This window comes from Streptomyces sp. NPDC014676, from assembly GCF_043084105.1.
Classification (GTDB): domain Bacteria; phylum Actinomycetota; class Actinomycetes; order Streptomycetales; family Streptomycetaceae; genus Streptomyces.
Window position 1 is genome coordinate 294,364 of the sequence record NZ_JBIBZI010000001.1, and the last position, 26,346, is coordinate 320,709.

The 26,346-nt window shown below is 71.7% G+C and carries 19 protein-coding genes and 2 pseudogenes; 13 read left to right on the forward strand and 8 right to left on the reverse strand.

The features are described 5' to 3' along the window. Nucleotide 1 precedes the first annotated feature (1 nt). From ACF1DX_RS01365 to ACF1DX_RS01375, 3 genes are read right to left on the reverse strand one after another with little or no spacing between them, the layout of a single operon-like run. Nucleotides 2–1,960, reverse strand: coding sequence for a substrate-binding domain-containing protein (locus tag ACF1DX_RS01365; RefSeq protein WP_391789204.1), 1,959 nt, complete (start codon nucleotides 1,958–1,960; stop codon nucleotides 2–4). Then, nucleotides 1,950–3,476 (reverse strand): sugar ABC transporter ATP-binding protein, encoded by a 1,527-nt coding sequence (locus ACF1DX_RS01370; RefSeq protein WP_391789205.1) that lies wholly within the window; start codon nucleotides 3,474–3,476, stop codon nucleotides 1,950–1,952. Before ACF1DX_RS01370 ends, ACF1DX_RS01365 begins: the two co-directional genes overlap by 11 nt. Further along, a complete protein-coding gene (locus ACF1DX_RS01375) occupies nucleotides 3,473–4,516 on the reverse strand; it encodes a LacI family DNA-binding transcriptional regulator (protein ID WP_391789206.1) in 1,044 nt (347 codons plus the stop codon). Before ACF1DX_RS01375 ends, ACF1DX_RS01370 begins: the two co-directional genes overlap by 4 nt. 463 nt (nucleotides 4,517–4,979) lie before the next feature. Here ACF1DX_RS01375 and ACF1DX_RS01380 point away from each other — a divergent pair, with 463 nt between their 5' ends. Then, entirely contained in the window at nucleotides 4,980–5,633 is a 654-nt protein-coding gene (locus ACF1DX_RS01380; RefSeq protein WP_391789207.1) for a hypothetical protein, read from the forward strand. Nucleotides 5,634–5,761: 128 nt separating this feature from the next. Here the strand turns inward: ACF1DX_RS01380 and ACF1DX_RS01385 are convergent, their stop codons facing one another. Next, nucleotides 5,762–7,627, reverse strand: coding sequence for a hypothetical protein (locus ACF1DX_RS01385; RefSeq protein ID WP_391789208.1), 1,866 nt, complete (start codon nucleotides 7,625–7,627; stop codon nucleotides 5,762–5,764). Nucleotides 7,628–7,691: 64 nt separating this feature from the next. After that, nucleotides 7,692–7,802, reverse strand: a pseudogene (locus ACF1DX_RS01390) (ATP-binding protein); the annotation flags it as partial. 39 nt (nucleotides 7,803–7,841) lie between these two features. On the opposite strand from ACF1DX_RS01390, the gene ACF1DX_RS01395 reads away from it, so the two are divergent. From ACF1DX_RS01395 to ACF1DX_RS01410, 4 genes are all read left to right on the forward strand, one after another. Next, nucleotides 7,842–8,228, forward strand: coding sequence for a DUF397 domain-containing protein (locus ACF1DX_RS01395; RefSeq protein ID WP_391789716.1), 387 nt, complete (start codon nucleotides 7,842–7,844; stop codon nucleotides 8,226–8,228). Continuing rightward, the gene (locus tag ACF1DX_RS01400) at nucleotides 8,150–8,617 is read left to right on the forward strand and encodes a hypothetical protein (RefSeq protein WP_391789717.1); all 468 of its coding nucleotides are present in this window, start codon (nucleotides 8,150–8,152) and stop codon (nucleotides 8,615–8,617) included. The genes ACF1DX_RS01395 and ACF1DX_RS01400 overlap by 79 nt, the downstream gene beginning before the upstream one ends. A 56-nt stretch (nucleotides 8,618–8,673) precedes the next feature. Continuing rightward, on the forward strand, nucleotides 8,674–10,956 hold the full coding sequence (locus tag ACF1DX_RS01405; RefSeq protein WP_391789209.1) for an ATP-dependent RecD-like DNA helicase: 2,283 nt from the start codon (nucleotides 8,674–8,676) through the stop codon (nucleotides 10,954–10,956). 219 nt (nucleotides 10,957–11,175) lie between these two features. Beyond that, on the forward strand, nucleotides 11,176–12,465 hold the full coding sequence (locus tag ACF1DX_RS01410) for a citrate synthase (protein ID WP_391789210.1): 1,290 nt from the start codon (nucleotides 11,176–11,178) through the stop codon (nucleotides 12,463–12,465). Nucleotides 12,466–13,188: 723 nt separating this feature from the next. On the opposite strand, the gene ACF1DX_RS01415 is transcribed toward ACF1DX_RS01410, so the two are convergent. Next, nucleotides 13,189–15,507, reverse strand: coding sequence for a heavy metal translocating P-type ATPase (locus ACF1DX_RS01415; protein ID WP_391789211.1), 2,319 nt, complete (start codon nucleotides 15,505–15,507; stop codon nucleotides 13,189–13,191). A gap of 113 nt (nucleotides 15,508–15,620) precedes the next feature. Then, on the reverse strand, nucleotides 15,621–15,860 hold the full coding sequence (locus tag ACF1DX_RS01420; RefSeq protein ID WP_030857950.1) for a heavy-metal-associated domain-containing protein: 240 nt from the start codon (nucleotides 15,858–15,860) through the stop codon (nucleotides 15,621–15,623). Nucleotides 15,861–16,013: 153 nt separating this feature from the next. Here ACF1DX_RS01420 and ACF1DX_RS01425 point away from each other — a divergent pair, with 153 nt between their 5' ends. Then, nucleotides 16,014–17,060 (forward strand): zinc-dependent alcohol dehydrogenase family protein, encoded by a 1,047-nt coding sequence (locus tag ACF1DX_RS01425; protein WP_391789212.1) that lies wholly within the window; start codon nucleotides 16,014–16,016, stop codon nucleotides 17,058–17,060. Between the two features lie 2 nt (nucleotides 17,061–17,062). Here ACF1DX_RS01425 and ACF1DX_RS01430 read toward each other — a convergent pair whose 3' ends face one another. Continuing rightward, nucleotides 17,063–17,263 (reverse strand): AlpA family transcriptional regulator, encoded by a 201-nt coding sequence (locus ACF1DX_RS01430; protein WP_030857954.1) that lies wholly within the window; start codon nucleotides 17,261–17,263, stop codon nucleotides 17,063–17,065. A gap of 466 nt (nucleotides 17,264–17,729) precedes the next feature. On the opposite strand from ACF1DX_RS01430, the gene iolC reads away from it, so the two are divergent. The 7 genes and pseudogenes from iolC (at nucleotide 17,730) to ACF1DX_RS01465 (ending at nucleotide 26,231) form a co-directional block, all read left to right on the forward strand. After that, on the forward strand, nucleotides 17,730–18,680 hold the full coding sequence (gene iolC / locus ACF1DX_RS01435) for a 5-dehydro-2-deoxygluconokinase (RefSeq protein ID WP_391789718.1): 951 nt from the start codon (nucleotides 17,730–17,732) through the stop codon (nucleotides 18,678–18,680). Between the two features lie 319 nt (nucleotides 18,681–18,999). Then, nucleotides 19,000–20,502 carry a CoA-acylating methylmalonate-semialdehyde dehydrogenase gene (gene mmsA, locus ACF1DX_RS01440; protein ID WP_391789213.1) on the forward strand — a complete coding sequence of 501 codons (1,503 nt, stop codon included), beginning with the start codon at nucleotides 19,000–19,002 and terminating at the stop codon, nucleotides 20,500–20,502. Between the two features lie 27 nt (nucleotides 20,503–20,529). After that, a pseudogene (locus ACF1DX_RS01445) lies at nucleotides 20,530–20,895 on the forward strand (DUF5753 domain-containing protein); the annotation flags it as partial. After that, the gene (locus ACF1DX_RS01450) at nucleotides 20,892–21,107 is read left to right on the forward strand and encodes a DUF397 domain-containing protein (RefSeq protein WP_391789214.1); all 216 of its coding nucleotides are present in this window, start codon (nucleotides 20,892–20,894) and stop codon (nucleotides 21,105–21,107) included. The pseudogene ACF1DX_RS01445 and the gene ACF1DX_RS01450, both read left to right, overlap by 4 nt. Before the next feature lie 534 nt (nucleotides 21,108–21,641). After that, complete coding sequence (locus ACF1DX_RS01455) at nucleotides 21,642–22,250, forward strand: hypothetical protein (protein WP_391789215.1); 609 nt, start codon at nucleotides 21,642–21,644, stop codon at nucleotides 22,248–22,250. 442 nt (nucleotides 22,251–22,692) lie between these two features. Then, complete coding sequence (locus ACF1DX_RS01460) at nucleotides 22,693–25,362, forward strand: alpha/beta fold hydrolase (RefSeq protein WP_391789216.1); 2,670 nt, start codon at nucleotides 22,693–22,695, stop codon at nucleotides 25,360–25,362. Next, nucleotides 25,359–26,231, forward strand: coding sequence for an ABC transporter permease (locus ACF1DX_RS01465; RefSeq protein WP_391789217.1), 873 nt, complete (start codon nucleotides 25,359–25,361; stop codon nucleotides 26,229–26,231). Before ACF1DX_RS01460 ends, ACF1DX_RS01465 begins: the two co-directional genes overlap by 4 nt. Nucleotides 26,232–26,346 lie beyond the last annotated feature (115 nt).

Genomic DNA, 26,346 nt, shown 5'->3' on the forward strand with positions numbered 1-26,346 from the left:
GTCAGCCCTCGAAGCCGGCCACGTTCTCCTGGGTGACCACCTTCACCGGCACCTTCACCATGTTCTCCACCTTCTCGTCCTCGGCGGCCCGCAGCGCGTTCCGTACCGCGATCCTGCCCAGTTCCGACGGCTGCTGCGCGACGGACGCGTACAACGTGCCGGCCTCGACCGCCTTCAGCCCGTCCGGCGTACCGTCGAACCCGACGACCTGGACCGACGTGCCGGCCTTCGAGCCGAGCGCCTTGATCGCGCCGAGCGCCATCTCGTCGTTCTCCGCGAAGACACCGTCGATGTCGGGGTGCGCCTGGAGCAGGTTCGTCATCACGTCCAGGCCCTTGGTGCGGTCGAAGTCCGCGGGCTGCTCGGCGACGACCCTGATGCCCGGGTAGTCCTTCAGCCCCTCGGCGAAGCCCGCGCCGCGCTCCCGGCTGGCGGAGGTGCCGGCCTGCCCCTGGAGGATGACGATGGTGCCCTTGCCGCCGAGCTTCTCGGCGAGCGCCTTCGCGCCCAGCGCGCCGCCCTCGACGTTGTCGGAGGCGACCAGCGCGGCCGTGTCCGCGTCGTTGACCCCGCGGTCCACGGCGACGACCGGGATGCCGGCCTTGTTCGCGCCGCGCACCGCGGGAGCGGCCGCGTCGGAGTCCACCGGGTTGACGACGACCGCGGAGAGCGAGCCGCTGGTGAAGTTCTGCAACTGGTTGGCCTGCTGGGAGGCGTCGTTCTGCGCGTCCGTGACCGTCAGGTCCACGCCCAGCTTCTTCGCCTCCTCCTCGGCGCCGTCGCGGATCTGCACGAAGAACGGGTTGTTGAGCGTCGACAGCGACAGGCCGATCCTCTGCGTCTTGCCCGCCGACGACCCGTTGTGCAGCAGCGAGGTCGCGCCGACGACCGCGACGGCGACGACCGCCGCGATGACGTACGTCAGTGCCTGCCTGCCCCTGTTCCCGCCCCCGGACGCCCCGGCCGCCGGGGTGGTCGCGCCCGCCTTGCGGCGCAGCGTGTCGAAGAGGACGGCCAGCGCGATGACGACACCGATGACGACCTGCTGCCAGAACGCGGAGACGGACAGCAGGTTGAGCCCGTTGCGCAGCACCGCCAGGATCAGCGCGCCGATCAGCGTGCCCGACGCCTTGCCGGTGCCGCCCGCGAGGGAGGCGCCGCCGATGACGACGGCGGCGATCGCGTCCAGCTCGTAGCCCTGCGCGGCCTGCGGCTGCGCGGAGGACAGCCGGGAGGCGAGCACGATGCCCGCGGCGGCGGCGAACAGCCCGGAGAAGGCGTAGATGGCGAGCTTCTGCCGCTTCACCCGCAGGCCCGACAGGCGCGCGGCCTCCTCGTTGCCGCCGATGGCGTACATGGAGCGGCCGATGTACGTCCGGCCGAGCACGAAGGCGGTGAGCAGCCCCATGACGACCATCACGAGCACCGGCACCGGCAGCCAGCCGCCCAGCGTGTCACCCAGGTGGGAGACCGAGTCCGGGAAGGCGATCGGCGAGCCCTGCGAGATGACGAGCGACAGACCGCGCCCCACCGACAGCATGGCCAGCGTCGCGATGAACGGCGGCAGCTTCCCGTACGAGATGAGGAAGCCGTTCACCAGACCGCAGACGATGCCCGTCGCGACGGCGAGGAGGACCGCCAGGGGGACCGGGATCCCGGCCTCGGTCGCGCTCCACGCCAGCACGGTCGCGGACAGAGCGGCGACCGAGCCGACCGACAGGTCGATGCCCGCCGAGACGATCACGAAGGTGACGCCGAAGGCGAGGATCGCGGTCACGGCGGCCTGGACGCCGACGTTGAGGAGGTTGTCGGCGGTCAGGAAGTCCCCGGACAGCGCCGACATGGCGATGACGAGGACGATCAGCGCGGTCAGCGCGCCGTTGTCGAGGAGCAGGCGGCGCAGGCCGGCCGTGGCGCCGCCCTGCGCGCCCGGCGTGCCCTTGAGCGTGTCAGTGGCCACGGGAGGCCTCCGTTCCGTTGCTGTGGGGAGTGGTACTGACGGCGAGGGCCATCACGGCGTCCTGGGTGGCCTCGTCGGCGGTGAGTTCGCCCGCGACGCGCCCCTGCGCCATGACGACCACCCGGTCGCTCATGCCGAGCACCTCCGGCAGATCGCTGGAGATCATGAGCACGGCGGCACCGGCGGCCGTCAGTTCGTTGACGAGCTGGTAGATCTCGACCTTCGCGCCGACGTCGATGCCGCGCGTCGGCTCGTCGAGGATGAGCACCTTGGTGTCGGCCAGCAGCCACTTGCCGATGACGACCTTCTGCTGGTTGCCGCCGGAGAGCGTCCGCACGTGCTGGCCGAGCCCGGCCATCCGCACGCCGAGCTGCCCGGCGATCCGCTCGGCGGCCTCGTGCTGCCCCTTGAGGTCGACGAGCCCCGCACGGGAGGCGGACCGGAGGGTGACCAGGCCGAGGTTCTCCTCGACGGAGGCGTCGAGGACGAGCCCCTGCCCCTTGCGGTCCTCGGGCACCAGCCCGATCCCGGCCGCCATGGCGGCGTTCACGTCGTGCCGGCGCAGCGGGGCCCCCGCGACGTGCACGGTCCCGGCGTCGTACGGGTCGGCCCCGAACACCGCCCGGACCACCTCCGTCCGCCCGGCCCCGACGAGCCCCGCGATACCGACGACCTCACCGGCCCGCACCTCGAAGCTCACGTCGTGGAAGACGCCGTCCCGGGTGAGCCCCTCCACCTTCAGCAGCGCGTCACCGGCCTCGGCGCGCTCGCGCGGGTACTGCTGCTCGATCGACCGCCCGACCATGAGCCGTACGAGCTCGTCCTCGGGCGTGGCGGCGGGCACCTGCCCGACGCTGCGGCCGTCCCGGATCACGGTGACCCGGTCGCCGAGGGCGGCGATCTCCTCCAGGTGATGGGTGATGAACACGATCCCGACGCCGTCCTCGCGCAGCCGCCGCACGATGGCGAACAGCTTCTCGACCTCCTCGGAGGTGAGCACGGCGGTCGGCTCGTCCATGACGAGCACCCGCGCGTCCAGGCTGAGCGCCTTGGCGATCTCGACCATCTGGAGCCGCGCGATGCCGAGTTCGCGCACCCGCGCCCGGGGGGACACATCGACCCCGACGCGCTTCAGCAGCACCTCGGCGTCGGCGTCCATCCTCTTCCGGTCGATCATCCCGAGGCGGCGCGGCTGCCGCCCGAGGAAGATGTTCTCGGCGACCGTCAGATCGGGGACCAGGTTGAACTCCTGGTAGATGGTGGCGATCCCGAGCCGCTCGGAGTCCTGCGCACCGTGGATGCGCACCTCCTCGCCGCCGACGGTGATCCGGCCGGCGTCGGGCGTGTAGGCGCCGGAGAGCATCTTGATCAGCGTGCTCTTGCCGGCACCGTTCTCACCGAGGAGCACGTGCACCTCGCCCCGGCGCAGGTCGAAGTCGACGCTGTCGAGCGCGACCACGCCCGGGAAGGTCTTGCGGATGCCCTCGATGCGCAGCAACTCGTCCGGGCTGCTCACGACGTACTCCTTCGTACGGGGGACTGTGGTGCGGGGGACTGCGGGGGTGCCGGCTCACCGCACGAGCGGCGTACGACGAGCCGGGCGGGGAGGGTGACGGACTCGCCGGGTCCGCCCTCGATCCGGTCGACGAGCGCGCGTACGGCGGCCCGGCCCAGCGCGCCGGTCGGCTGGGCGACGGCGGTGACCGGCGGATCGGTGTGCACGAACCAGGGGATGTCGTCGAACGCGGCCAGCGCGATGTCGTCGGGCACCCGCAGCCCGCGCGCGCGGACGGCGTCCAGCGCGCCGAGCGCCATCAGGTTGTCGGCGGCGAACACGACCTCGGGCGGCTCGGGCAGGCCGAGGAAGCCCTCGGTGACCCGGCGCCCGCTGTCGGCCTGGAAGTCGCCCTGGCCGATGTAGGCGTCGGGGAGGGGGAGCCCGTACGCGCCGAGCGCCTCCCGGAAGGCGTCCACGCGCTCGCGGCCGGTGGTGGTGGCGGCGGGCCCGGCGATGATCGCGAGCCGCCGGTGCCCGAGGGCGTACAGGTGCGCGACCAGGTCCCGTACGGCGCCACGCCCGTCCGACCTGACGACGGGCACGTCCACGCCGGGGATCCACCGGTCGACGAACACCATGGGCGTGCCCGCGCGGGCGGCGTCCAGCATGCGCGGGGAGCCGCCGTCGGTGGGGGAGACGAGCAACCCGTCGATACGGCGGTCCAGCAGGGTGGTGACGTGGTGGTCCTGGAGATCGGGCCGCTCGTCGGCGTTGCCGATGATCACGCTGTACCCGAGCGCGCGGGCCTCCTCCTCGACGGAGCGGGCCAGCTCGGTGAAGTACGGGTTCATCACGTCGCTGATGACCAGTCCGAGGGTGCGGGTCTGGTCGGTGCGCAGGGAGCGGGCGACGGCGTTCGGGCGGTAGCCCAGCGCCTCGACGGCGGCCGTCACCCGCCGGCGCGCGTCCTCGCTGACCGACGGGTGGTCGTTCAGCACCCGCGACACCGTGGCGACGGACAGCCCCGCCTCGGCAGCGACGTCCTTGATGCTCGCCATCGCCGTTCCACCTCCTCGTGGAATCGATTACACGGAGGATTGGAATCGATTACACGGGTGGCTGGCAAGAGGATGCGGGGTGTCCGAAATCGAATCGTGACCGCAGGGGCGGTGGTGTCCCGCGGGGCGACCGGGTTCCGCGTACCGCCTTCTTCCGGGGCGACGCGGAAGGGCGGCGTCCGGCCTGCCCCGGACCGGGGGCCCGGTCGTCGGGAAGGAGTGTGCGGCGGGAGAGGACCGCACGGGACGCGCTGCTGCCCTGGCCGGGGCAAGGTCCCACGGAGCCGGTCTGCGGTACCCGGCGCCCGGCGGTACCCGCCGCTTCGTGGTCGCTCACTCCGGGTGCGCCGCCGGCCGCTCCGTCTGCCGGAGTCCGGCCGGTCGCCTCCCCGGCCGTCGGCCTGCCGTCGGCCGGCGTGCGGGCCGGTCCCCGGTGTCAGTGGCCGCTGACAGTATGACGACCATGAGCCGGATCATCTCGTACAGCACCGCCGACAAAGCCGACGTCCTGGCCTTCATCGGAGCCGCGGACGACCTGACAGTCGATCAGGTGCGGCGGCTGGGCGTCATGCGTGAGAAGGCGCGGGAGAGCCAGCGGGAACTGGAGCGGCAGGGCATCGACCTGGGCCTGACCGTCCCCGACGCGCTGGAACACCTCGTGGCCGGCCACGCGGACTCCCAAGCCGAGTACGCGGCGGGCGCCTACTACCGCGCGCTCCAGCACATCATCGACCGCAACGCCTCCGACCCCGCCGAACTCGGTGTCTACTCCAAGCCCTCCACCTTCTTCGGCCTGCTCGACGAAGAGCTGCGCCGCGCGGGTGTGAGCGCCGATCTCCTGCCGCACGACCGCCTGTTCTCCGGGCCGCCCGAGGAGATCCCCTTCCCCGTCCCCTTCCCCGTGGACGGGCCGCACATCGGCATGTTCCCGCTGGACAGGGCCAAGCCGGCCGCCGACGCCTACCGCGCGGTGCTGGACCGGGTGGACGAGGACTTCCGGTACGACCTCGGGGAACTGGCCGAGAAGCTCGAGTTCGAACACGCGGAATGGGAGTACGCCACGAAGAACATCGACTGGTACACCCAGGACACGATCTTCTTCTCCATCACGGGCTGAGTGACGGCGGACGCCTCCCGGTTGAAAGGGGCGAGCGTCTGAAAACGGTGAGCATCCGGCGGACGAATGCACCATACGCACTCAGATGAGCGGAGCATGGACACCACGGACCGGGATGCTCCCGATTTTCAGGCGAGGGCGAGCAAGCTCCAGGCGACCGCGCGGAGTTCCTCGTCCTCGTGGTCCTCGGAGAAGGGTGTGGCGCCGAGCAGGCGGCGCGGGGAGAAGGCGCAGGCCCGAAGGGTCGGGCGCAGCTCCTCGGGTGTCCGGCCGATGGCGGCGAGGGCCTTGAGGGCGTGAAGACCGACCGGACTGGGACCGGCCAGCTCTGCGAGGACGGGGACGGCGTCGTCCGGGGAGCCGGTGATCCAGTGGTGCGCCTCGGCGGCGGTCGCCCGCGTCCATTCGTATCGCGCTGTCAGCATCGGTTCGACGAGGGGGAGCAGGGGTGCGGCGGCACTGCCGAGGGACTGGAGGCGGCCCAGGTGCCAGTGCGCCGGGCCCTGCGCCGCCGAGAGCAGCTCCTCGAAGGTGCGCAGTGCCGGGACGGGGTCACCGGTCAACCGGTAGTGGGCGACGGCCGCCGCGGCCCGCAGTGAGGCGTCGCTGCTCCGCCCGGCCTCCCGCAGGGCGGAAGAGACCTCCCCGGTCAGGATGCCGTTGAGGCCGAGCTGCCGGGCGGCGGCGACGGCCGCCCGGCGGGTCCGGAGACATTCCACCAGTTCGGGCCGGGCCCGCCGGGCGGGAGCACCGAGCGGTTCCAGCGCCGCGATCAGGGCGGCGGCCGCGTTCCCGGTGGCGCCCGCCGACAATTCCTCGCGGATCACCGCCGTGAGCTCGTCGCCCGCCTCCGGGAAGACCGTCGCCGCGGCCCGGACCGCCTCGGCGTCGGGGCGGCGCAGGAGCACGTCCACAGCACGGGGATCACGTGACCGGACCAGGGCGAGGAGCGCCGGCCGCGCGGTCTCCCCGTCCGCACGGGCGTAGTCGTACAGCCTGTCCCGGAGCTCGTCACCGGGCTCGGGCAGACGGCCGACCCAGCGGCCGATGACGTCCAGCGTGTGGACCAGTGAGCGGGTGTCCCGCTGGTGGGGCAGGGCGGCGAGCAGGAGATCCAGTACCTCCGGTTCCCGGTCGCGCCAGACCTCCGTGATCTCCCGGGCCAGCCATGATCCGCGTGAGCCCAGGTCTCCCGCGTCGATCCAGTGGGCCGCCACGGCGAGAGCGGCGTCCGGGTCGTCGGTCAGCAGCCCGGTGAGGTGGGATTCCGGGGTGTCGGCGCCCGGCCACGGGAAGTCGTCCTCCCCGGGGTCGGGTTCGGCCCCGTCCTCGGCGAGGATCGTCACCAGCTCCGCCGGGTACGGCGGGCCGGACCGTTCGGCGGCGAGCGTGGCCGCCGCCAGCCGGACCTCGGACCACGGGCTGCCGAAGGGCAGCGGTTTTCGCCCTCTCCGGTTCAGGACGACCAGTGCGTCGGCCCGTACCGCCGGGACCGCGTCACCGGCGTACAGCTCGCCGACCCGCTCCTCGACGGAGGCCCACAGTCCGACGGGGAGCACGTCCGCCACGGCCGCGACCACGCGAAGTGCCGCCCGGCGCACCGGCCGTTCGGTGTCCGTCAGGCAGGGCAGCAGCTCCGGAAGCACCCGGCACAGTTCCCTGCAGACCTCGGCGACCGGACTGCGCGGCCAGTGCGGTGACCCGGTGTCCGCGGGGGCGTGGTCGGCGAGTGCCGCCAGCAGCATCAGCAACTCGGTGCGCTTGCGGGGAACGTGCCGGGCGGCGTGCGCGAGGAAGGGAACGGCGGGTGCCGACGCCGAGTACACCGTGCCCTGGTGGTGGATGTTCCCGTACAGCTCGTGAACGGCTTCGTCGACGGCCGTGTCATCGCCCTGGTGGAGCGCCCTGATCAGGTCGGGCACGTCCACGGCCGGGCCGTAGGCGTGGGTCAGTGTCTGCCACCGGACGGCGTCCAGTTCGGCCGGGGACTTCATGGTCGGCGCTCCTTCGCTGATCAGGTGCGTCGACCCTACGGAGCACCACCGACAGCGCCGGTCTTCACGCAGTGCTGAGCTCGCACCACACGTACTTGCCCCGGCTGCCCTGTCCGGCCGGCGGCTGCCACCCCCGCCCGTCGGCACAGGCCCGCACCAGCGCCCCCGCCCGTCCTCCGACTCGGGCCCCGGTGACGGCAACTCGCGCCTCGAGATCGCACACGCCCGCACCCTCGTGGCCGTACGCGACTCCAAGGCCCCCATCCTGGCCGCCCTCACCTTCCCAACCGCCGTCTCCGCCGGCTTCCTTGAGGCGCTGAAGGAACCCGGACCGGCGGAAACTGGCATGATGTCACTCAGCCGACGTCTCTGCCGGACACGATCCCGTGGAACCAGGCCGTGCCGCTCCGGAGCGGCACGGACAGCCGTCCCGCCCGGCGGATCCCCCGCCGCGCTTTCACCCTGGAGCCCGCTTTGTCCTTACGGACGACCATCCGCCCCATACCCCTGCTCCTGTCGGCGGTGCTCGCGGCCGGAACGCTCACCGGCTGCGCGCTGCAGGAGCTCACCAAGGACTGCGAGGGGACCGGCAGCAGGGTGAAGGAGATGGCTGCGCTCGGCATCCTCGACTCCCGGCCCGCCGGGGCCACCGTCGCCCGTGGCTTCGAGAAGGTCGACGCCGGCTGCTGGGCGGACAGCGGCGACGTCTCGGTGTACGCCGGCCGGACCTACGCCTTCCCCGGCACGGAGGCCGAAGTCGCCGCCCACTACCGGACGGCAGCGGTACGGGACGGGTGGGATCCGGACCCCGAGGCCCCGTCCGGTGACCCGTGCTTCGTCAAGGAGGACATGACCCTGCGGATCGTCTTCCTCACCGCCGAGGGCCTCGCGGAGGACGGCCACGGAAGCCGCCCCGATCTCACCACCGGGGCCGGCTACTCGGTCAACGCCGACTCGTTCGTGGACAGCGGCGCCGAAGCGGGCTGCTAGCGGCGGGCCGCCCGGACGGGGCACCCCCTGTCACACCCCACGGGTACCGTCGGATCATGCCCAACCAGTCCGCAGCCGCCCCCGGCGAACGCCGGCTCGCCACCCTCGAAGGCGTGCTGGAGCGCATCACGTACGCCAACGAGGAGAACGGCTACACGGTCGCCCGCGTCGACACCGGCAGAGGCGCGGGTGATCTCCTCACCGTCGTCGGCGCGCTGCTCGGCGCCCAGGTGGGGGAGTCCCTGCGGATGGAGGGGCGCTGGGGGTCGCACCCCCAGTACGGCAAGCAGTTCCACGTCGAGAACTACACGACCGTCCTCCCCGCCACCGTCCAGGGCATCCGCCGCTACCTCGGCTCCGGCCTGGTCAAGGGCATCGGCCCGGTCTTCGCCGACCGCATCACGCAGCACTTCGGCATCGACACCCTCACGATCATCGAGGAGGAGCCCAAGCGCCTCATCGAGGTCCCCGGGCTCGGCCCCAAGCGGACCAAGAAGATCGCCGACGCCTGGGAGGAGCAGAAGGCGATCAAGGAGGTCATGCTCTTCCTCCAGACCGTGGAGGTGTCCACCTCCATCGCCGTGCGCATCTACAAGAAGTACGGCGACGCCTCGATCTCCGTCGTGAAGAACCAGCCGTACCGGCTCGCCGCCGACGTCTGGGGCATCGGCTTCCTCACCGCCGACAAGATCGCCCAGTCCGTCGGCATCCCGCACGACAGCCCCGACCGGGTGAAGGCCGGCCTGCAGTACGCCCTCTCGCAGGCCACCGACCAGGGGCACTGCTATCTCCCCGAGGAGAAGCTGATCGCCGACGCGGTGAAACTGCTCCAGGTGGACACCGGCCTCGTCATCGAGTGCCTCGCCGAACTCGCCGCCGAGCCGGAGGAGGACGGCGAGGACCCCGGCGTCGTACGCGAGAAGGTCCCCGACCCGCAGGGCGGCGACCCCGTCACCGCCGTCTACCTCGTTCCCTTCCACCGTGCCGAGCTGGCCCTCTCCGCCCAGTTGCAGCGCCTGCTCCGTACCGACGAGGACCGGATGCCGGCCTTCCGGGACGTGGCCTGGGACAAGGCGCTCGGCTGGCTGAAGGGGCGTACGGGCACGGACCTCGCGCCCGAGCAGGAGGCCGCCGTCAAGCTGGCGCTGAGCGAGAAGGTCGCCCTCCTCACCGGCGGTCCCGGCTGCGGCAAGTCGTTCACCGTCCGGTCCATCGTGGAGCTGGCCCGCGCCAAGAAGGCCAAGGTCGTCCTCGCCGCCCCGACCGGCCGCGCCGCCAAGCGGCTCGCCGAGCTGACCGGGGCCGAGGCCTCCACCGTCCACCGCCTCCTCGAGCTCAAGCCCGGCGGCGACGCCGCCTACGACCGGGACCGCCCGCTCGACGCCGACCTGGTGGTGGTCGACGAGGCGTCCATGCTGGACCTCCTCCTCGCGAACAAGCTGGTCAAGGCCGTGCCCCCGGGCGCCCACCTGCTCTTCGTCGGCGACGTCGACCAGCTCCCCAGCGTCGGCGCGGGGGAGGTGCTCCGGGACCTCCTCGCCGACGGCAGTCCCGTCCCCGCCGTGCGGCTCACCCGTGTCTTCCGCCAGGCCCAGCAGTCCGGCGTGGTGACCAACGCGCACCGGATCAACGCCGGGCAGCACCCCGTCACCGACGGCATGAAGGACTTCTTCCTCTTCGTCGAGGACGACACCGAGGAGGCGGGCCGGCTCACCGTGGACGTCGCGGCCCGGCGCATCCCGGCGAAGTTCGGGCTGGACCCGCGCCGGGACGTGCAGGTCCTCGCCCCCATGCACCGGGGCCCGGCCGGCGCGGGCACGCTCAACGGGCTGCTCCAGCAGGCCATCACCCCCGGCCGCCCCGACCTCGCCGAGAAGCGGTTCGGCGGCCGGGTCTTCCGCGTCGGCGACAAGGTCACCCAGATCCGCAACAATTACGAGAAGGGGGAGAACGGCGTCTTCAACGGCACCGTGGGCGTGGTCACCGCCCTCGATCCGGTCGACCAGCGCCTGACGGTGCTGACCGACGAGGACGAGGAGGTGGGTTACGACTTCGACGAGCTGGACGAGCTGGCGCACGCCTACGCCGTGACCATCCACCGTTCCCAGGGCAGCGAGTACCCGGCGGTCGTCATCCCGGTGACCACGGGCGCCTGGATGATGCTCCAGCGCAACCTGCTGTACACGGCGGTCACCCGGGCCAAGCGGCTGGTCGTCCTCGTCGGCTCCCGCAAGGCGATCGGACAGGCGGTGCGCACGGTCTCCGCGGGCCGCCGGTGCACGGCGCTGGACTTCCGCCTCGCCGGATCCCGCCTCTCGGCCCCCGCGTCACCCCTGTGAGCGGCCCGTCATCAAAAAATGATCGATCAAATGAGTCACGAAGGTCACAGAGCCCTTCCGGACGGGGGACACAGCGGGCAGTATGGGCAAGTTGGCGGCACTCAGTGCCGCCGATAGGCCCGATGGTCGACCCCGAGTGCACTCTCCTGCGCCGAGTGGGGGATGGTGGAGACAGTCAGGGCACCTCGAAGATGAGGCACTAGGTCGGTGAGGGAAGACGTGAGCGACAACTCTGTAGTACTGCGGTACGACGGCAGCGAGTACACCTACCCGGTGATCGACAGCACCGTCGGCGACAAGGGCTTCGACATCGGGAAGCTCCGCGCACAGACCGGTCTGGTGACACTGGACAGCGGCTACGGCAACACCGCCGCCTATAAATCCGCCGTCACCTATCTGGACGGCGAGGCCGGCATCCTCCGGTACCGCGGCTACCCGATCGAGCAGCTGGCCGAGCGTTCCACCTTCCTGGAGGTCGCCTACCTGCTGATCAACGGCGAACTGCCGACCGTCGACGAGCTGTCCGCGTTCAAGGGCGAGATCACGCAGCACACCCTGCTGCACGAGGACGTCAAGAACTTCTACAAGGGCTTCCCGCGCGACGCCCACCCGATGGCCATGCTGTCGTCGGTCGTCTCCGCGCTGTCGACGTTCTACCAGGACAGCCACAACCCGTTCGACGAGCAGCAGCGCAACCTCTCCACGATCCGGCTGCTCGCCAAGCTTCCGACGATCGCGGCCTACGCGTACAAGAAGTCGGTCGGCCACCCGTTCGTCTACCCGCGCAACGACCTCGGCTACGTCGAGAACTTCCTGCGCATGACGTTCTCGGTCCCGGCGCAGGACTACGACCTCGACCCGGTCGTCGTGGCTGCCCTGGACAAGCTGCTGATCCTGCACGCGGACCACGAGCAGAACTGCTCGACCTCCACCGTGCGTCTGGTCGGCTCCTCGCAGGCGAACATGTTCGCCTCGATCTCCGCGGGCATCTCCGCCCTGTGGGGTCCGCTGCACGGCGGCGCCAACCAGTCGGTGCTGGAGATGCTGGAGGGCATCCAGGCCTCCGGCGGTGACGTCGACTCCTTCATCCGCAAGGTGAAGAACAAGGAGGACGGCGTCCGCCTGATGGGCTTCGGCCACCGGGTCTACAAGAACTTCGACCCGCGCGCCAAGATCATCAAGGCTGCCGCGCACGATGTGCTGTCCGCCCTCGGCAAGTCCGACGAGCTGCTGGACATCGCGCTGAAGCTGGAGGAGCACGCGCTCTCCGACGACTACTTCGTCTCGCGCAGCCTCTACCCGAACGTCGACTTCTACACCGGTCTGATCTACCGGGCCATGGGCTTCCCGACCGAGATGTTCACGGTCCTGTTCGCCCTCGGCCGCCTCCCGGGCTGGATCGCCCAGTGGCACGAGATGATCAAGGAGCCGGGTTCCCGCATCGGCCGCCCGCGCCAGATCTACACGGGTGTCGTCGAGCGGGACTTCGTCCCGGTCGAGGAGCGCTGACACCTGCCCGGTGCGAGGGCCGTGCCCTTGAGGGCGCGTAATAGCTCGTCACTGTAGGAGCGTGGGCGACTGCGGGCCGGCTTGCGGCTGGTCGCGCAGTTCCCCGCGCCCCTGGGTGTGTCGCACTACCGCACGTAACCCGCGGTCCTTCAGGTGTGTTGCACAACCACACACGAGCCCGCGTCCCTATAGGCGTGTTGCGCAACCGCAAAGAAGAAGGCGCCCCGGCCGACGGTCCCCCCACGGGCCGACGAACCGGGGCGCCTTCCCATGTCCCGGTGCGGATTCCCCCCACGGGATCCGGCCGGGCGTCTGTGAGGACAGCGCCTGAATCGCTGGGTGAGTGCGGGCGGACCTGAACCCGCCGCACTCGTCGGTGTGTGCGGTCTGCCGGGACAGCGCACGTTCGGGAGGGCCGCTCAAAGCTCCCCGCTGGGTACGTGCCCCGGCAACGCAATCTCCGGAGAAAGTCCCCCAAGACATTCCCCAGATGTCAGGAAGCGCCCCCCAAGACGCTGCCCGACATCGCCAACTTAGACCTTCGAACCCCTTCGATGGTTACGTTCAGATCACTGTGATCTGCGTCTCTTGCACATCACCTCAAGGTGCGCAAGAGCCCGCAAACCGCTCACGGGACTCAAGCGTAAGGAAGATGCGCGAGCCGTGTGAAGAGCTTATGTGAGGGTCGTACCGGACGACAGGGGTACACCCCAACTTGAGACCTCAACGAAACGCCCGCAGGCGCAGGCTGTTCGTCACCACGAAGACCGAGGAGAACGCCATCGCCGCACCGGCGATCATCGGGTTCAGCAGCCCGGCCGCGGCCAGCGGCAGCGCGGCCACGTTGTAGCCGAAGGCCCACACCAGATTGCCCTTGATCGTGCCGAGTGTCCTGCGGGACAGCCGTATCGCGTCCGCGGCCACCCGCAGGTCGCCGCGGACCAGGGTCAGATCGCCCGCCTCGATCGCCGCGTCCGTACCGGTGCCCAGGGCGAGACCCAGATCGGCGACGGCCAGCGCGGCCGCGTCGTTGACGCCGTCGCCGACCATGGCGACGCTGCGTCCCTCGTCCCGCAGCCGCCGTACGACGTCGGCCTTGTCCTCGGGCAGCACCTCGGCGATCACCCGGTCGATGCCCACGGTCCGCGCCACCGCCTCGGCGACGGCCTTGTTGTCACCGGTCAGCAGCACCGGCGTGAGTCCGAGCGCGCGCAGCTCGCGCACCGCCTCGGCGCTGGTCTCCTTCACGGCGTCGGCGACGGCGAGGACACCGCGCGCCACCCCGTCCCAGCCGGCCACGACGGCCGTACGCCCGTCCCGCTCGGCCTCCTCCTTCGCCCGTGCCAGCTCCGGCGGCACCTCGTCGAAGAGGCGTCCCACGGCCACCTCGTGGCCCTCCACGCGCCCGCGTACGCCCCGGCCGGGGACGTTCTCGAAGTGCTCGGCGCGAGGCAGCGCGCCGGCCCGCTCCTCGGCGCCCGCGGCGATCGCCCGGGCGATCGGGTGTTCGGAGGCGTGTTCCAGGGCGCCGGCGAGGCGCAGCACCTCGGTCTCGTCGGTGCCGTCGGCGGTGTGGACGGCGAGCAGGGTCATGCGGCCGGTGGTGACGGTGCCGGTCTTGTCGAGGACGACGGTGTCGACGCGGTGGGTGGATTCCAGGACCTCGGGGCCCTTGATGAGGATGCCGAGCTGGGCGCCGCGCCCGGTGCCGACCATCAGCGCGGTCGGTGTGGCCAGGCCGAGGGCGCAGGGGCAGGCGATGATCAGGACGGCGACGGCGGCGGTGAACGCGGCGACGGTGTCGCCCGTGGCGCCCAGCCACGCCCCGAAGGTGCCGGCCGCGATCAGCAGCACCACCGGGACGAAGACCCCGGCGATCCGGTCGGCGAGCCGCTGCACCCGCGCCTTGCCGTTCTGCGCCTCCTCGACCAGCTTCGCCATCCGCGCGAGCCGCGTGTCGGCGCCGATCCGGGTCGCCTCGACGACGAGCCGTCCGCCCGCGTTGACCGTGGCGCCGGTGACGGTGTCGCCGACGGTGACGTCCACCGGGACGGACTCGCCGGTCAGCATGGACGCGTCCACGGCGGAGGCGCCCTCCACCACCGTGCCGTCGGTGGCGATCTTCTCCCCGGGCCGTACGACGAACAGGTCGCCCACGGCCAGCCGCTCCGCCGGGATCCGCACCTCGCGCCCGCCCACCCGTCTCCCGCCACCGCCCTCGACCGAGAGCGCTTCGCGCTCGCCCCCCTCGTATCGGAGCACGGTCACGTCCTTGGCGCCCAGCTCCATCAGCGCCCGCAGGGCCGCTCCCGCGCGGCGCTTGGAACGGGCCTCCAGATAGCGGCCGAGGAGGAGGAACGCGGTGACGCCCGCGGCGACCTCCAGGTAGATCGTGGAGGCGCCGTCGGTGCGGGTGACGGTGAGTGCGAAGGGGTGCCGCATGCCGGGCATGCCCGCGTCGCCGAGGAACAGCGCCCACAGGGACCAGCCGAACGCGGCGAGCGTGCCGACGGAGACCAGCGTGTCCATGGTGGCCGCGCCGTGCCGGAGGTTGGTCCAGGCGGCCCGGTGGAAGGGGGCGGCGCCCCAGACCACGACGGGCGCGGCGAGGGTGAGCGAGAGCCACTGCCAGTTGTCGAACTGCAGCGGCGGGACCATCGCCAGGAGGACGACGGGGAGGGCGAGGAGCGCGGAGACGGTGAGGCGGCGGCGCAGGGCGGCCGGTTCGGAGTCGGCCTCCCGTGAGGCGGACGTCTCGTCCTGCGGGGACTGCGGGGACCGCGGAGGCGCGGGTTCCTCGGCGGTGTACCCGGTCCGCACCACCGTGCCGATCAGGTCGGCGACCTCGGTGCCCGGCGGGTAGGTGATCCGGGCCTTCTCCGTCGCGTAGTTCACCGTGGCGGTGACCCCGTCCATCCGGTTGAGCTTCTTCTCGACACGGGCCGCGCAGGAGGCGCAGGTCATCCCGCCGATGAGCAGCTCGACCTCCGAGAGGGCCGGCTGCCCGGCGGCCGGTGCCTCGGGGGCGGTGGTGCTGGTCATGTCCGTATCTCCAGGGGCGAGGTCCGGGGCTCCGGGGGCGGTGGCGTGCCGGGCCGCGGGGAACGGGTGGCCGGTACGGCCCGGTTCACGCCGCGCGGGGGCTCAGGAGCGGCTCAGGCGGTGCCCGCCAGCTCGAAGCCGGCCTCGTCGACGGCGGCGCGGACGGCCTCCTCGTCGAGCGGGGCCGCGGAGACGACGGTCACCTCGCCGGAGGAGGCGACCGCCTGTACCGAGCTGACCCCGGGGAGCTGGGAGATCTCACCGGAGACGGCGCCCTCGCAGTGCCCGCAGCTCATCCCGCTCACCTTGTAGACGGTGGTGACGGAGCCCTGGGTGTCGGTCTGGGAGGTCATGTCGTTGCTCCTCGTCGAGGTGTGGATGATGGGTGGGGGTGGTGCGGGCCCACGCGGGTCACGGGGGACCTCAAGACCCTCCTGTCACCCAGTTTATACCCCTAGGGGGTATAAATCCACGACGGTCGGGCCGAGCGGAAGGCGGGACGGGTCATGCGGGCGGTGGTGTTCGAGCGGTACGGGGAACCGGCCGAGGTGCGGGAGGTCGCGGACCCGGAGCCCGCGGAGCACGGGGTCGTGGTCCGCGTCGAGGCCACCGGCCTGTGCCGCAGCGACTGGCACGGCTGGCAGGGCCACGACCCGGACATCACCCTCCCGCACGTCCCCGGCCATGAACTCGCCGGGACCGTCGAGGCCGTCGGCGCCCGGGTCACCGGCTGGCGCGCCGGGGACCGGGTCACCGTCCCCTTCGTCTGCGCCTGCGGTTCCTGCCCCGCCTGCGCGGCCGGCGACCAGCAGGTGTGCGAGCGCCAGACCCAGCCCGGCTTCACCCACTGGGGCTCCTTCGCCCAGTACGTGGCGCTGGACCACGCGGACGTGAACCTCGTCGCGGTCCCCGACGGGATGTCCTTCGCGACGGCCGCCTCGCTCGGCTGCCGTTTCGCCACGGCCTACCGCGCGGTGGTGCAGCGGGGCCGGGTGGCGGCGGGGGAGTGGGTGGCCGTGCACGGCTGCGGCGGGGTGGGGCTGTCGGCGGTGATGATCGCCGCGGCGGCCGGTGCGCGCGTCGTCGCCGTCGACGTGTCACCGGGCGCCCTCGACCTGGCACGGAGGTTCGGCGCGGCGCGGTGCGTGGACGCGGCGGCGGTACCGGACCCCGCCGGGGCGGTCCGCGACCTCACCGGCGGCGGCGTCCACCTCTCCCTGGACGCCCTCGGCGCGCCCGCCACCTGCGCCGCCTCCGTCGACAGCCTGCGCCGCCGGGGCCGCCACGTCCAGGTCGGCCTGCTGCCCTCACCCACGGGCACCACACCCGTCCCCATGGCCCGCGCCATCGCCCTCGAACTCGAACTCCTCGGCAGCCACGGCATGGCCGCGCACACCTATCCCCCGATGCTGGAACTGGTGCGCGCCGGCGTGCTCCGCCCCGACCTGCTGGTGACCTCCACCATCACCCTGGACGCCGCCCCGCCCGCCCTCGCGGCCATGGGCGGGGCGGGAGCGGGAGCGGGCGTGACCGTCATCGAACCCTGGAGCTGACCTCAGCCGTTCCCACGGCCCCGGTTGCCCGGACGGGAGGCGACCCACGCCCGGACGGTGTCGGCGTACCAGTAGGGCTTGCCCCCCTCCACATGGTCGGGCGGGGGCAGCAGCCCGTGCTTGCGGTACGAGCGGACGGTGTCCGGCTGCACCTTGATGTGGGCCGCGATGTCCTTGTAGGACCACAGCGATCGGTCGGTCATGGTGGCACCTCCCCGCGCGCACCACGGCGACGGCCGGGGGCGGCCGTCAGGGGAGCCGGGCGTGCGCTGGTGATCAGGCATGCGTTGTGCCCGGTGAACGAGGCCCGTCGGCGGCAGGGCAGGGGTTGTGCGCCGGGTGTGACGGAAGGCCCGCGCACGTGTGACGCCCGTGACAGCGCGGGAGTGTTTGTGACAGGGATGCCACACAGGCGCACGCCGGTCCGTCGGCGAGGCGCGTTGACTTCCCTCGCGACGGCCGGCCCGGGCCTCGCGGCAGTCGGCCCGGACTTCACGGCGGCCGGTCCGGACCTCACGACAGCGGGTCCGGACCTCACGGCGGCGCATCCGGACAGGCCCCCGGCAAAGTCTCGTCCGAATGTCCGGACAAAACATTGACAGGGCTTCGTGCCCGGGGCTAGAAACCGGGGAGGACCACACAGGCGTGGAGCCGTACGAAGGGGACGCGATGGCGTACGACGTGATCACCATGGGGCGGATCGGGGTGGATCTCTATCCGCTCCAGACGGGCGTGCCGCTGCCGCAGGTCACGTCCTTCGGCAAGTTCCTCGGCGGCTCGGCGACCAATGTCGCGGTCGCCGCAGCCCGCCTCGGCCGCCGCACCGCCGTGATCACCCGCACCGGCGACGACCCCTTCGGCACCTATCTCCACGAGGCGCTGCGCGACTTCGGCGTCGACGACCGCTGGGTCACCCCCGTCCACGGTCTGCCCACCCCGGTCACCTTCTGCGAGGTCTTCCCGCCGGACGACTTCCCGCTCTACTTCTACCGCCGGCCCAAGGCCCCCGACCTGGAGATCGACGCCCACGAACTCGACCTGGACGCCCTCCGCGACGCGAGCGTCTTCTGGGTCACCGGCACCGGCCTGAGCGAGGAACCCAGCCGTACCGCCACCCTCGCCGCCCTCGCCCACCGCGCCAGGTCCGGCACCACGGTCTTCGACCTCGACTGGCGTCCCATGTTCTGGACCGACCCCGACGCCGCCCGCCCCTTCTACCGCGAGGCCCTGCGCCACACCACGGTCGCCGTCGGCAACCTGGACGAGGTGGAGGTCGCCACCGGGGAGCGCGAACCGCACGCCGCCGCCCGCGCCCTGCTCGCCGCCGGGGTCGAGATCGCGGTGGTCAAACAGGGTCCGAAGGGCGTCCTGGCCATGGACCGCGACGGCCGGTCGGCCGAGGTCCCCCCGCTCCCGGTGACCGTCCTCAACGGCCTCGGCGCCGGCGACGCCTTCGGCGGCTCGCTCTGCCACGGCCTGCTGGCCGGCTGGGACCTGGAGAAGACCATGCGGCACGCCAACGCCGCCGGGGCCATCGTCGCCTCCCGCCTGGAGTGCTCCTCCGCGATGCCCACCCCCGACGAGATCGACGCGGCACTCGCCGCCGGGGCCGTCACATGACAACGCTGTACGTCCCCCGGTGCGCCACCACCGCCACCACCGTCACCACCCCACCGATCGCCTCCGGCGCGGGAGGCCGCTTCGCTTTGGCAGGAGCGAAGAGCGAGCGACGACTCCCCGCCCGCCGCGGCCCCGCGCCGGAGGTTCCGCCGAAGCCCCGGGTGTCTATGCGGGCCCCGAAACGGCCGACACTGTGTCGGGCCCGTCCGGCCGCCCGCACCTGGTGTGATGGACCCGTGGCCGAGCCACCCGAACCGCACGAGCTGTACGAACGGCACGTCTCCACCCGTCGCCGCCATCTGTGAAGGAGTTCCCGGTCATGACGAAGATCGTCAACCACTGGATCGGCGGCAGGACCGCCGAAGGCGCCTCGGGGACGTACGGCCCGGTGACGGACCCGGCGACCGGCGAGGTCACCACGAAGGTCGCGTTCGCCTCCGTCGAGGAGGTCGACGCCGCGGTCGCCGCCGCCAAGGAGGCGTACCTGAGCTGGGGCCAGTCCTCCCTGGCCACCCGCACCACCATCCTCTTCCGGTTCCGCGCGCTGCTCGACGCCCACCGCGACGAGATCGCCGAGCTGATCACCGCCGAGCACGGCAAGGTGCACTCCGACGCGCTCGGCGAGGTGGCGCGCGGCCTGGAGATCGTCGACCTGGCCTGCGGCATCAGCGTGCAGCTCAAGGGCGAGCTGTCCACGCAGGTCGCCAGCCGCGTCGACGTGTCGTCCATCCGCCAGCCGCTGGGCGTCGTCGCCGGCATCACGCCGTTCAACTTCCCCGCGATGGTGCCGATGTGGATGTTCCCCCTCGCCATCGCCTGCGGCAACACCTTCGTCCTGAAGCCGAGCGAGAAGGACCCGTCGGCCTCGATCCGCCTCGCCGAACTCCTGGCCGAGGCCGGTCTCCCCGACGGCGTGTTCAACGTCGTCCACGGTGACAAGGTGGCCGTCGACCGCCTCCTCGCCCACCCCGACGTCAAGGCGGTCTCCTTCGTCGGCTCCACCCCGATCGCCCGCTACATCCACACCACCGCCTCCGCGAACGGCAAGCGCGTCCAGGCCCTCGGCGGCGCCAAGAACCACATGCTGGTCCTCCCCGACGCCGACCTCGACGCGGCGGCCGACGCGGCGGTGTCGGCGGCCTACGGCTCGGCGGGCGAGCGCTGCATGGCGATCTCCGCGGTCGTCGCCGTCGGCGCGATCGGCGACACCCTGGTGGAGAAGATCCGCGAGCGCGCCGAGAAGATCAGGATCGGCCCCGGCAACGACCCCACCTCCGAGATGGGCCCGCTGATCACCAAGGTCCACCGCGACAAGGTCGCCTCCTACGTGGCCGGCGCGGCCGACGAGGGCGCCGAGGTCGTCCTGGACGGCACCGGCTACACCGTCGACGGCCACGAGAACGGCCACTGGATCGGCATCTCCCTCCTCGACAAGGTGCCGACCACGTCGAAGGCCTACCAGGACGAGATCTTCGGCCCCGTCCTGTGCGTCCTGCGCACGGAGACCTACGAGGAGGCCCTGGACCTCATCAACAGCTCCCCCTTCGGCAACGGCACCGCGATCTTCACCCGCGACGGCGGCGCCGCCCGCCGCTTCCAGCTGGAGGTCGAGGCCGGCATGGTCGGCGTGAACGTCCCGATCCCGGTCCCCGTCGGCTACCACTCCTTCGGCGGCTGGAAGGACTCCCTCTTCGGCGACCACCACATCTACGGCAACGACGGCACGCACTTCTACACCCGCGGCAAGGTCGTCACCACCCGCTGGCCCGACCCGGCGGACGCCCCGGCCGGCGTCGACCTGGGCTTCCCGCGCAACCACTGAGCCCGTCGCGGACCGTCACCCCGGCCGGCCGGGGCGACGGTCCGCGCGATCATCGACGAGGCGGCGCTACGACGCGCACCGGCCGATCCCAAGATCCGGGAAGACCAGTTGACCCACCTCATCTTCGCAGCGGCACAGCCGTCGATCACTGTCCAGGTGCTGCCGTTCAGTGTGGGAGTACAGCCAGTTCCCGACGGCGCGCTCTCCTTGTTGTGGCAGCCGGACGGCAGCTCCGTCGCATACCTGGAGGGCAGCGCGTCGGGCGAACTGATCGAAGAATCGGATGACTTCCTCAAGTATCGCTTGGCCTACGATCGGATCCGAGACGCGGCACTGGCACCGCCGGAATCGGTGACGTTCATCGAGCGCATCCTGGAGGAACACCGATCATGAACCACACCCTCGAACTCGGCACCGTGACGTGGCGCAAGTCGAGCTACAGCGACGGGGGCCAGAACAACTGCGTCGAGGTCGCCGACGGTCTCCCCGCCGTTGTCCCCGTCCGTGACAGCAAGGTCCCGTACAGTCCCGTCCTCCGCTTCCCCGCCTCCGCGTGGACGGCCTTCCTCAGCGGGCTCAAGGACTCCCGTTCCCCGATGGCCTGATGCCGTGGCCGCTCACCCGCGGAGCACGCCGACGGGACGCGATCCCCTGCGGCCCCTGACCGCGTGGACGGCCTGGCGGGCGCCGGGGAAGGGCAGGCTGTTCGAGACCGTGCGCACCTTCAGCCGGCGGATCTCCCGACGGCCGTGACCGGCCGCACGGGTCCCGTCCCGCAGTTGTCGCGTTGCCGGACGGCCCGGTTGGTTTCCGTCATGCTCTTCGGGATGCGTGACGAATGGGTCGCCTCACCCCGCCGCCATCTCCCCGAAGGGGATATGGGTGATATCTACCGTAAACTTTATTTTAGTTCCCCGGTGCTACCCGATGTGCCGAAATGCAACCGCCATTTGATCCCCGACGCCATAGCGAGGGACACTGCCCCGCGGATGCGTGTTCCCGGCCGAGCGGCACCCGCTTCAGTATCCTCCCGTGCGGGCCGTCGGAGGCCATCTACTCAAGGATTACTGGGCAGTTGACCTCGGGGTTTCGTGATAGCGTCCTTGTTCGGAGGGACAGTGCGACCTGAAAGGGAAATCGTGAACACGGAGAAGATCGCCGCTCGCCGCCTCTCGCTGGAAGAGGTGACGAACCTCGGCGTGAAGGACAGGATCTTCGTTTCCGCCGATACGGCAGAACTCAAACTTCCCGACTGCTATGTTCCTGCTTTTCTGACCAAGTCCGGTGAGCATTTCGAGGGCGGCTCGGTCACGGCGAGAACCGTATTCCAGGAAGAGGTCTCCTGCCTTCCCGACGACGAGAACGAAGCCGGAATCTACGTGGCCGACGAGAACGGCTCGATGACCATCGAGGTCCTCCAGTCCGCCGGTGTCGTGCTGGACCTGGCACTTTTCGTCCCCGGTGGGGACAAGGGGTCCCTCACGGCCCTTTACGCCGCCGTCCGGCAGGCCTTCGGCGCCGACGTCGTGCAGATCTGGCGCCAGGGCCTCAAGGAGGTCCCCGACGTGAAGGTCGACATCTTCGAGGAACAGGTTCCCCGGGGACGCAAGGCGAGCGACAGCCCCAAGCGTGACCGTCGCGCGATCGACACCTACCCCACCCGTGCGGACTTCATCGAGTTCTCCGCGGGATGGAAGCCGGTCGTCGAGATTCACAAGCCGATCGTTGACGACACCCCGACCATCTGAGGCGGAGTCACCTCCCGTCTCGCCCTGAGGGAACGCCGAAACACCGTTCCACTCGATGGCCTCGCGAGACGGCCCGCCCGACCAAGACCAAAGCTTGACGTCGTTCCGCGACAGCCCGCAGGGCTTCGGCGCAGTCAAGTGACGTCCCCTTCGCGCTCAGGCGAGCCCGAGGAGCGTGAGGGGTCGGCGGGCGTCACGCGCATTGCGGCGCGGGCCACCGAGGCGCAAGGGCCATGAGGCGGGAACCGTCCGCTCGCACTCCCTTCACCGCGCGTGGTCACGAGACGGACGCCCACCGGCTACGCCCAAGCCCTGGGGCGGACAAACCGTCCGCGTACCACGGACGCGGTACGCGGCGGCCCTCCCGTACACCAGCGGGAGGTGCCCGGGTTCGGTCTCCGGTCGACATCGCGGCGACAGGTTGACCCCGTACCGTTGACGCATGGATCTTCGACTGCCCGGATCGCGGTGGCTGCGGTCACGACGGCCGCTGTCACGGCGGCCGCGACGGACCGTCGCCGCCGCGGCCGCCGTCGTCGTGCTCGCCGGCGCCGGTACGTGGAGTGCCGTCGCCTCCGACGACGCGCCCGCGGTCACCCGCGCCGACCGGGTCATGAGCACGGGCGACGGGGTGCGCATCGACACCTCGTACTTCACCGCCGGGCCCGACGGCCGCCGCCCCGCCGTCCTGCTCGGGCACGGCTTCGGCGGCAGCAAGGACGATGTGCGGGAGCAGGCCGAGGACCTCGCGCGTGACGGGTATGCCGTGCTGACGTGGTCCGCGCGAGGCTTCGGCGGGTCCACCGGGAAGATCGGGCTGAACGACCCGGAGGGCGAGGTCGCCGACGTCTCCCGGCTGATCGACTGGCTGGCCGACCGGCCCGAGGTCCGGCTCGACAAGGGCGGCGACCCGCGGGTCGGGATGGCCGGTGGCTCGTACGGGGGTGCCATCGCGCTGCTCGGCGCCGGGTACGACGACCGGGTCGACGCCATCGCCCCGGCGATCACCTACTTCGACCTCGCCGACGCGCTCTTCCCGAACGGCGTCTTCAAGAAGCTGTGGGCCGGTGTCTTCGTCAACTCCGGCGGCGGCTGCGAGAAGTTCGAGCCCGCGCTGTGCGCGATGTACCAGCGGGTCGCCGAGTCCGGCGCCCCCGACGACGAGGCGCGCGAACTGCTCGAGGCGCGTTCGCCGTCCGCCGTCGCCGACCGCATCGACGTGCCCACGCTCCTGCTGCAGGGCCAGACCGACTCCCTCTTCCCGCTCGGCCAGGCCGACGCCGCCGCCAAGGCGATCCGCGCCAACGGCGCCCCGGTCGACGTCGACTGGATCGCGGGCGGCCACGACGGCGGCAACCCGGAGACGGACCGCGTGCGGCAGCGCGTACGGACCTGGTTCGACCGGTACCTGAAGGACGACAAGGGCGTCGACACCGGCCCCGCCTTCCGCGTCACCCGCACCGGAGGAGTCGACTCCACCGACGGTGAGGCCGTGCTGAACGGCGCGAGCGCCGACACCTACCCGGGTCTGACGAACGACGGCCGGTCCTTCCCCCTCACCGGACGCGAACAGAGCTTCGCCAACCCGGCAGGCGCCAACCCGCCCGCCATCTCCTCCCTGCCCGGCCTCGGCGGCTCCGGCGGACTCGCCCAGCTCTCCTCGCTCGGCGTGGGCATCTCCCTGGACTTCCCGGGCCAGTACGCCCGCTTCGAGTCCGCCCCGGTCGCCGACGACCTGCGGATCACCGGATCACCGACCGTCACCGTCCACGTCGAGTCGACCGGCGACGACGCCGTCCTCTTCGGCAAGGTCTACGACGTCGGCCCGGACGGACGGCAACAGGTGCTGCCCTCGCAGCTCGTCGCCCCCGTCCGCGTCGAGGACGCCAGGTCCGGCAAGGACGTGACGCTCACCCTCCCGGCCGTCGACCACGAGGTCCAGAAGGGCCACCGGCTGCGCCTTGTCCTCGCCTCCACCGACCTCGGCTACGCCTCCCCGGCCGCCCCGGCGACGTACACCGTCTCCCTGAAGAGCGACCTCACCGTGCCCACCGCACCCGGGGTGACCACCGCCGCGGCCCCGCTGCCCGCATGGGTGGTGTGGCTGCCGGTCGCCGGTGCCGTGATCGCGCTCGGGCTGCTGCTCACCGGCCGCCGCCGCACCACCGCCCCCGCACCCGACCCGGAACTGGCCGACGTCCCGCTCCAGATCACCGGCCTGAGCAAGCGGTACGCCCGCTCCTCGGACCGGTACGCCGTGCGGGACCTGTCCTTCCGGGTGGAGAAGGGGCAGGTGCTCGGACTGCTCGGGCCGAACGGAGCCGGCAAGACCACCACCCTGCGCATGCTGATGGGGCTCATCAAGCCCGACGGCGGCGAGATCCGCGTCTTCGGCCACGCCATCCGCCCCGGCGCCCCGGTGCTGTCCCGGGTCGGCGCGTTCGTCGAGGGCGCGGGCTTCCTGCCGCACCTGTCCGGCCGGGAGAACCTGGAGCTGTACTGGCGGGCCACAGGACGTCCGGCCGAGGACGCCCACCTGGAGGAGGCCCTGGAGATCGCCGGGCTCGGTGACGCACTCGCCCGCGCGGTGCGCACCTACTCCCAGGGCATGCGCCAGCGCCTCGCCATCGCCCAGGCCATGCTCGGCCTTCCGGACCTGCTCATCCTCGACGAACCGACCAACGGACTCGACCCGCCGCAGATCCGCGAGATGCGCGAGGTGATGATCCGCTACGCGGCCGCCGGACGCACGGTGATCGTCTCCAGCCATCTGCTGTCCGAGGTCGAGCAGTCCTGCACGCACCTCGTGGTCATGGACCGCGGGCAGCTCGTCCAGGCCGGTCCGGTGCGGGAGATCATCGGCTCCGGCGACACCCTGCTCGTCGGGACGGAGGAGCCCGTGGACGAGCCGGTCGCCGAGAAGATCGCCGCGCTGCCGGGCGTCGCCTCGGCGGTCCGCACCGACGACGGGCTGCTGGTCCGGCTCGACGCCGGCGGCACCGCCCCGCGCCTGGTCGCCGAACTGGTCCGGCTGGAGGTGCCCGTGGCGTCGGTGGGCCCGCACCGCCGCCTCGAAGACGCCTTCCTCACCCTGATCGGAGGTTCCGCATGAGCACGCTCACCGAGCCCACCGAGCGGACCGAGGTCGCCGCCGGCTACCGCGCGGGCCGCACCCTGCCCCTCCGGGTCGAACTGGTCCGCCAGCTCAAGCGCCGCCGCACCCTCGTGATGGGCGCGATCCTCGCCGTCCTGCCGTTCGTGCTGGTGGTCGCCTTCGCGATCGGCGGCGAGCCCGACCGTCCGGGCGGCCGGGTGAACCTGATGGACACGGCCACCGCCTCCGGCGCCAACTTCGCCGCCGTGAACCTGTTCGTGTCGGCGGGCTTCCTGCTGGTCATCCCCGTCGCCCTGTTCTGCGGGGACACCGTCGCCTCGGAGGCCGGCTGGTCCTCCCTGCGCTACCTGCTCGCCGCGCCGGTGCCCCGGATGCGGCTGCTGTGGTCCAAGCTGATCGTCGGACTGGGGCTGAGCCTGGCCGCGATGGTGCTGCTGCCGGTGGTGGCGCTCGTCGTCGGCACGGCCGCCTACGGCTGGGGCCCGCTGCGGATCCCCACCGGCGGCGCGCTCGACCCCGGCACGGCGGCGCAGCGGCTCGTGGTGGTCGTGGCGTACCTGTTCGTGTCGCAGCTCGTCACCGCCGGGCTCGCGTTCTGGCTGTCCACCCGCACCGACGCCCCACTGGGCGCGGTCGGCGGCGCGGTCGGCCTGACCATCGTCGGCAACGTCCTGGACGCCGTCACCGCCCTCGGCGACTGGCGTCACTTCCTGCCCGCGCACTGGCAGTTCGCCTGGGCGGACGCCGTCCAGCCGACCCCGGAGTGGTCCGGCATGATCCAGGGCGCGTCGGTGTCCGTGACGTACGCGCTGGTGCTGTTCGCGCTGGCGTTCCGCGGGTTCGTCCGCAAGGACGTGGTGTCGTAGCCGGTGGCCCCTTCCGGGTGCGGAGCGGGCCAACCGGGTGAAACCGCGCAACCGATTCCGTCGAGTCGGGTTGATGAAGAAGTAGGCCATGCGGCAGCGGAGGGCCAGAACGCGT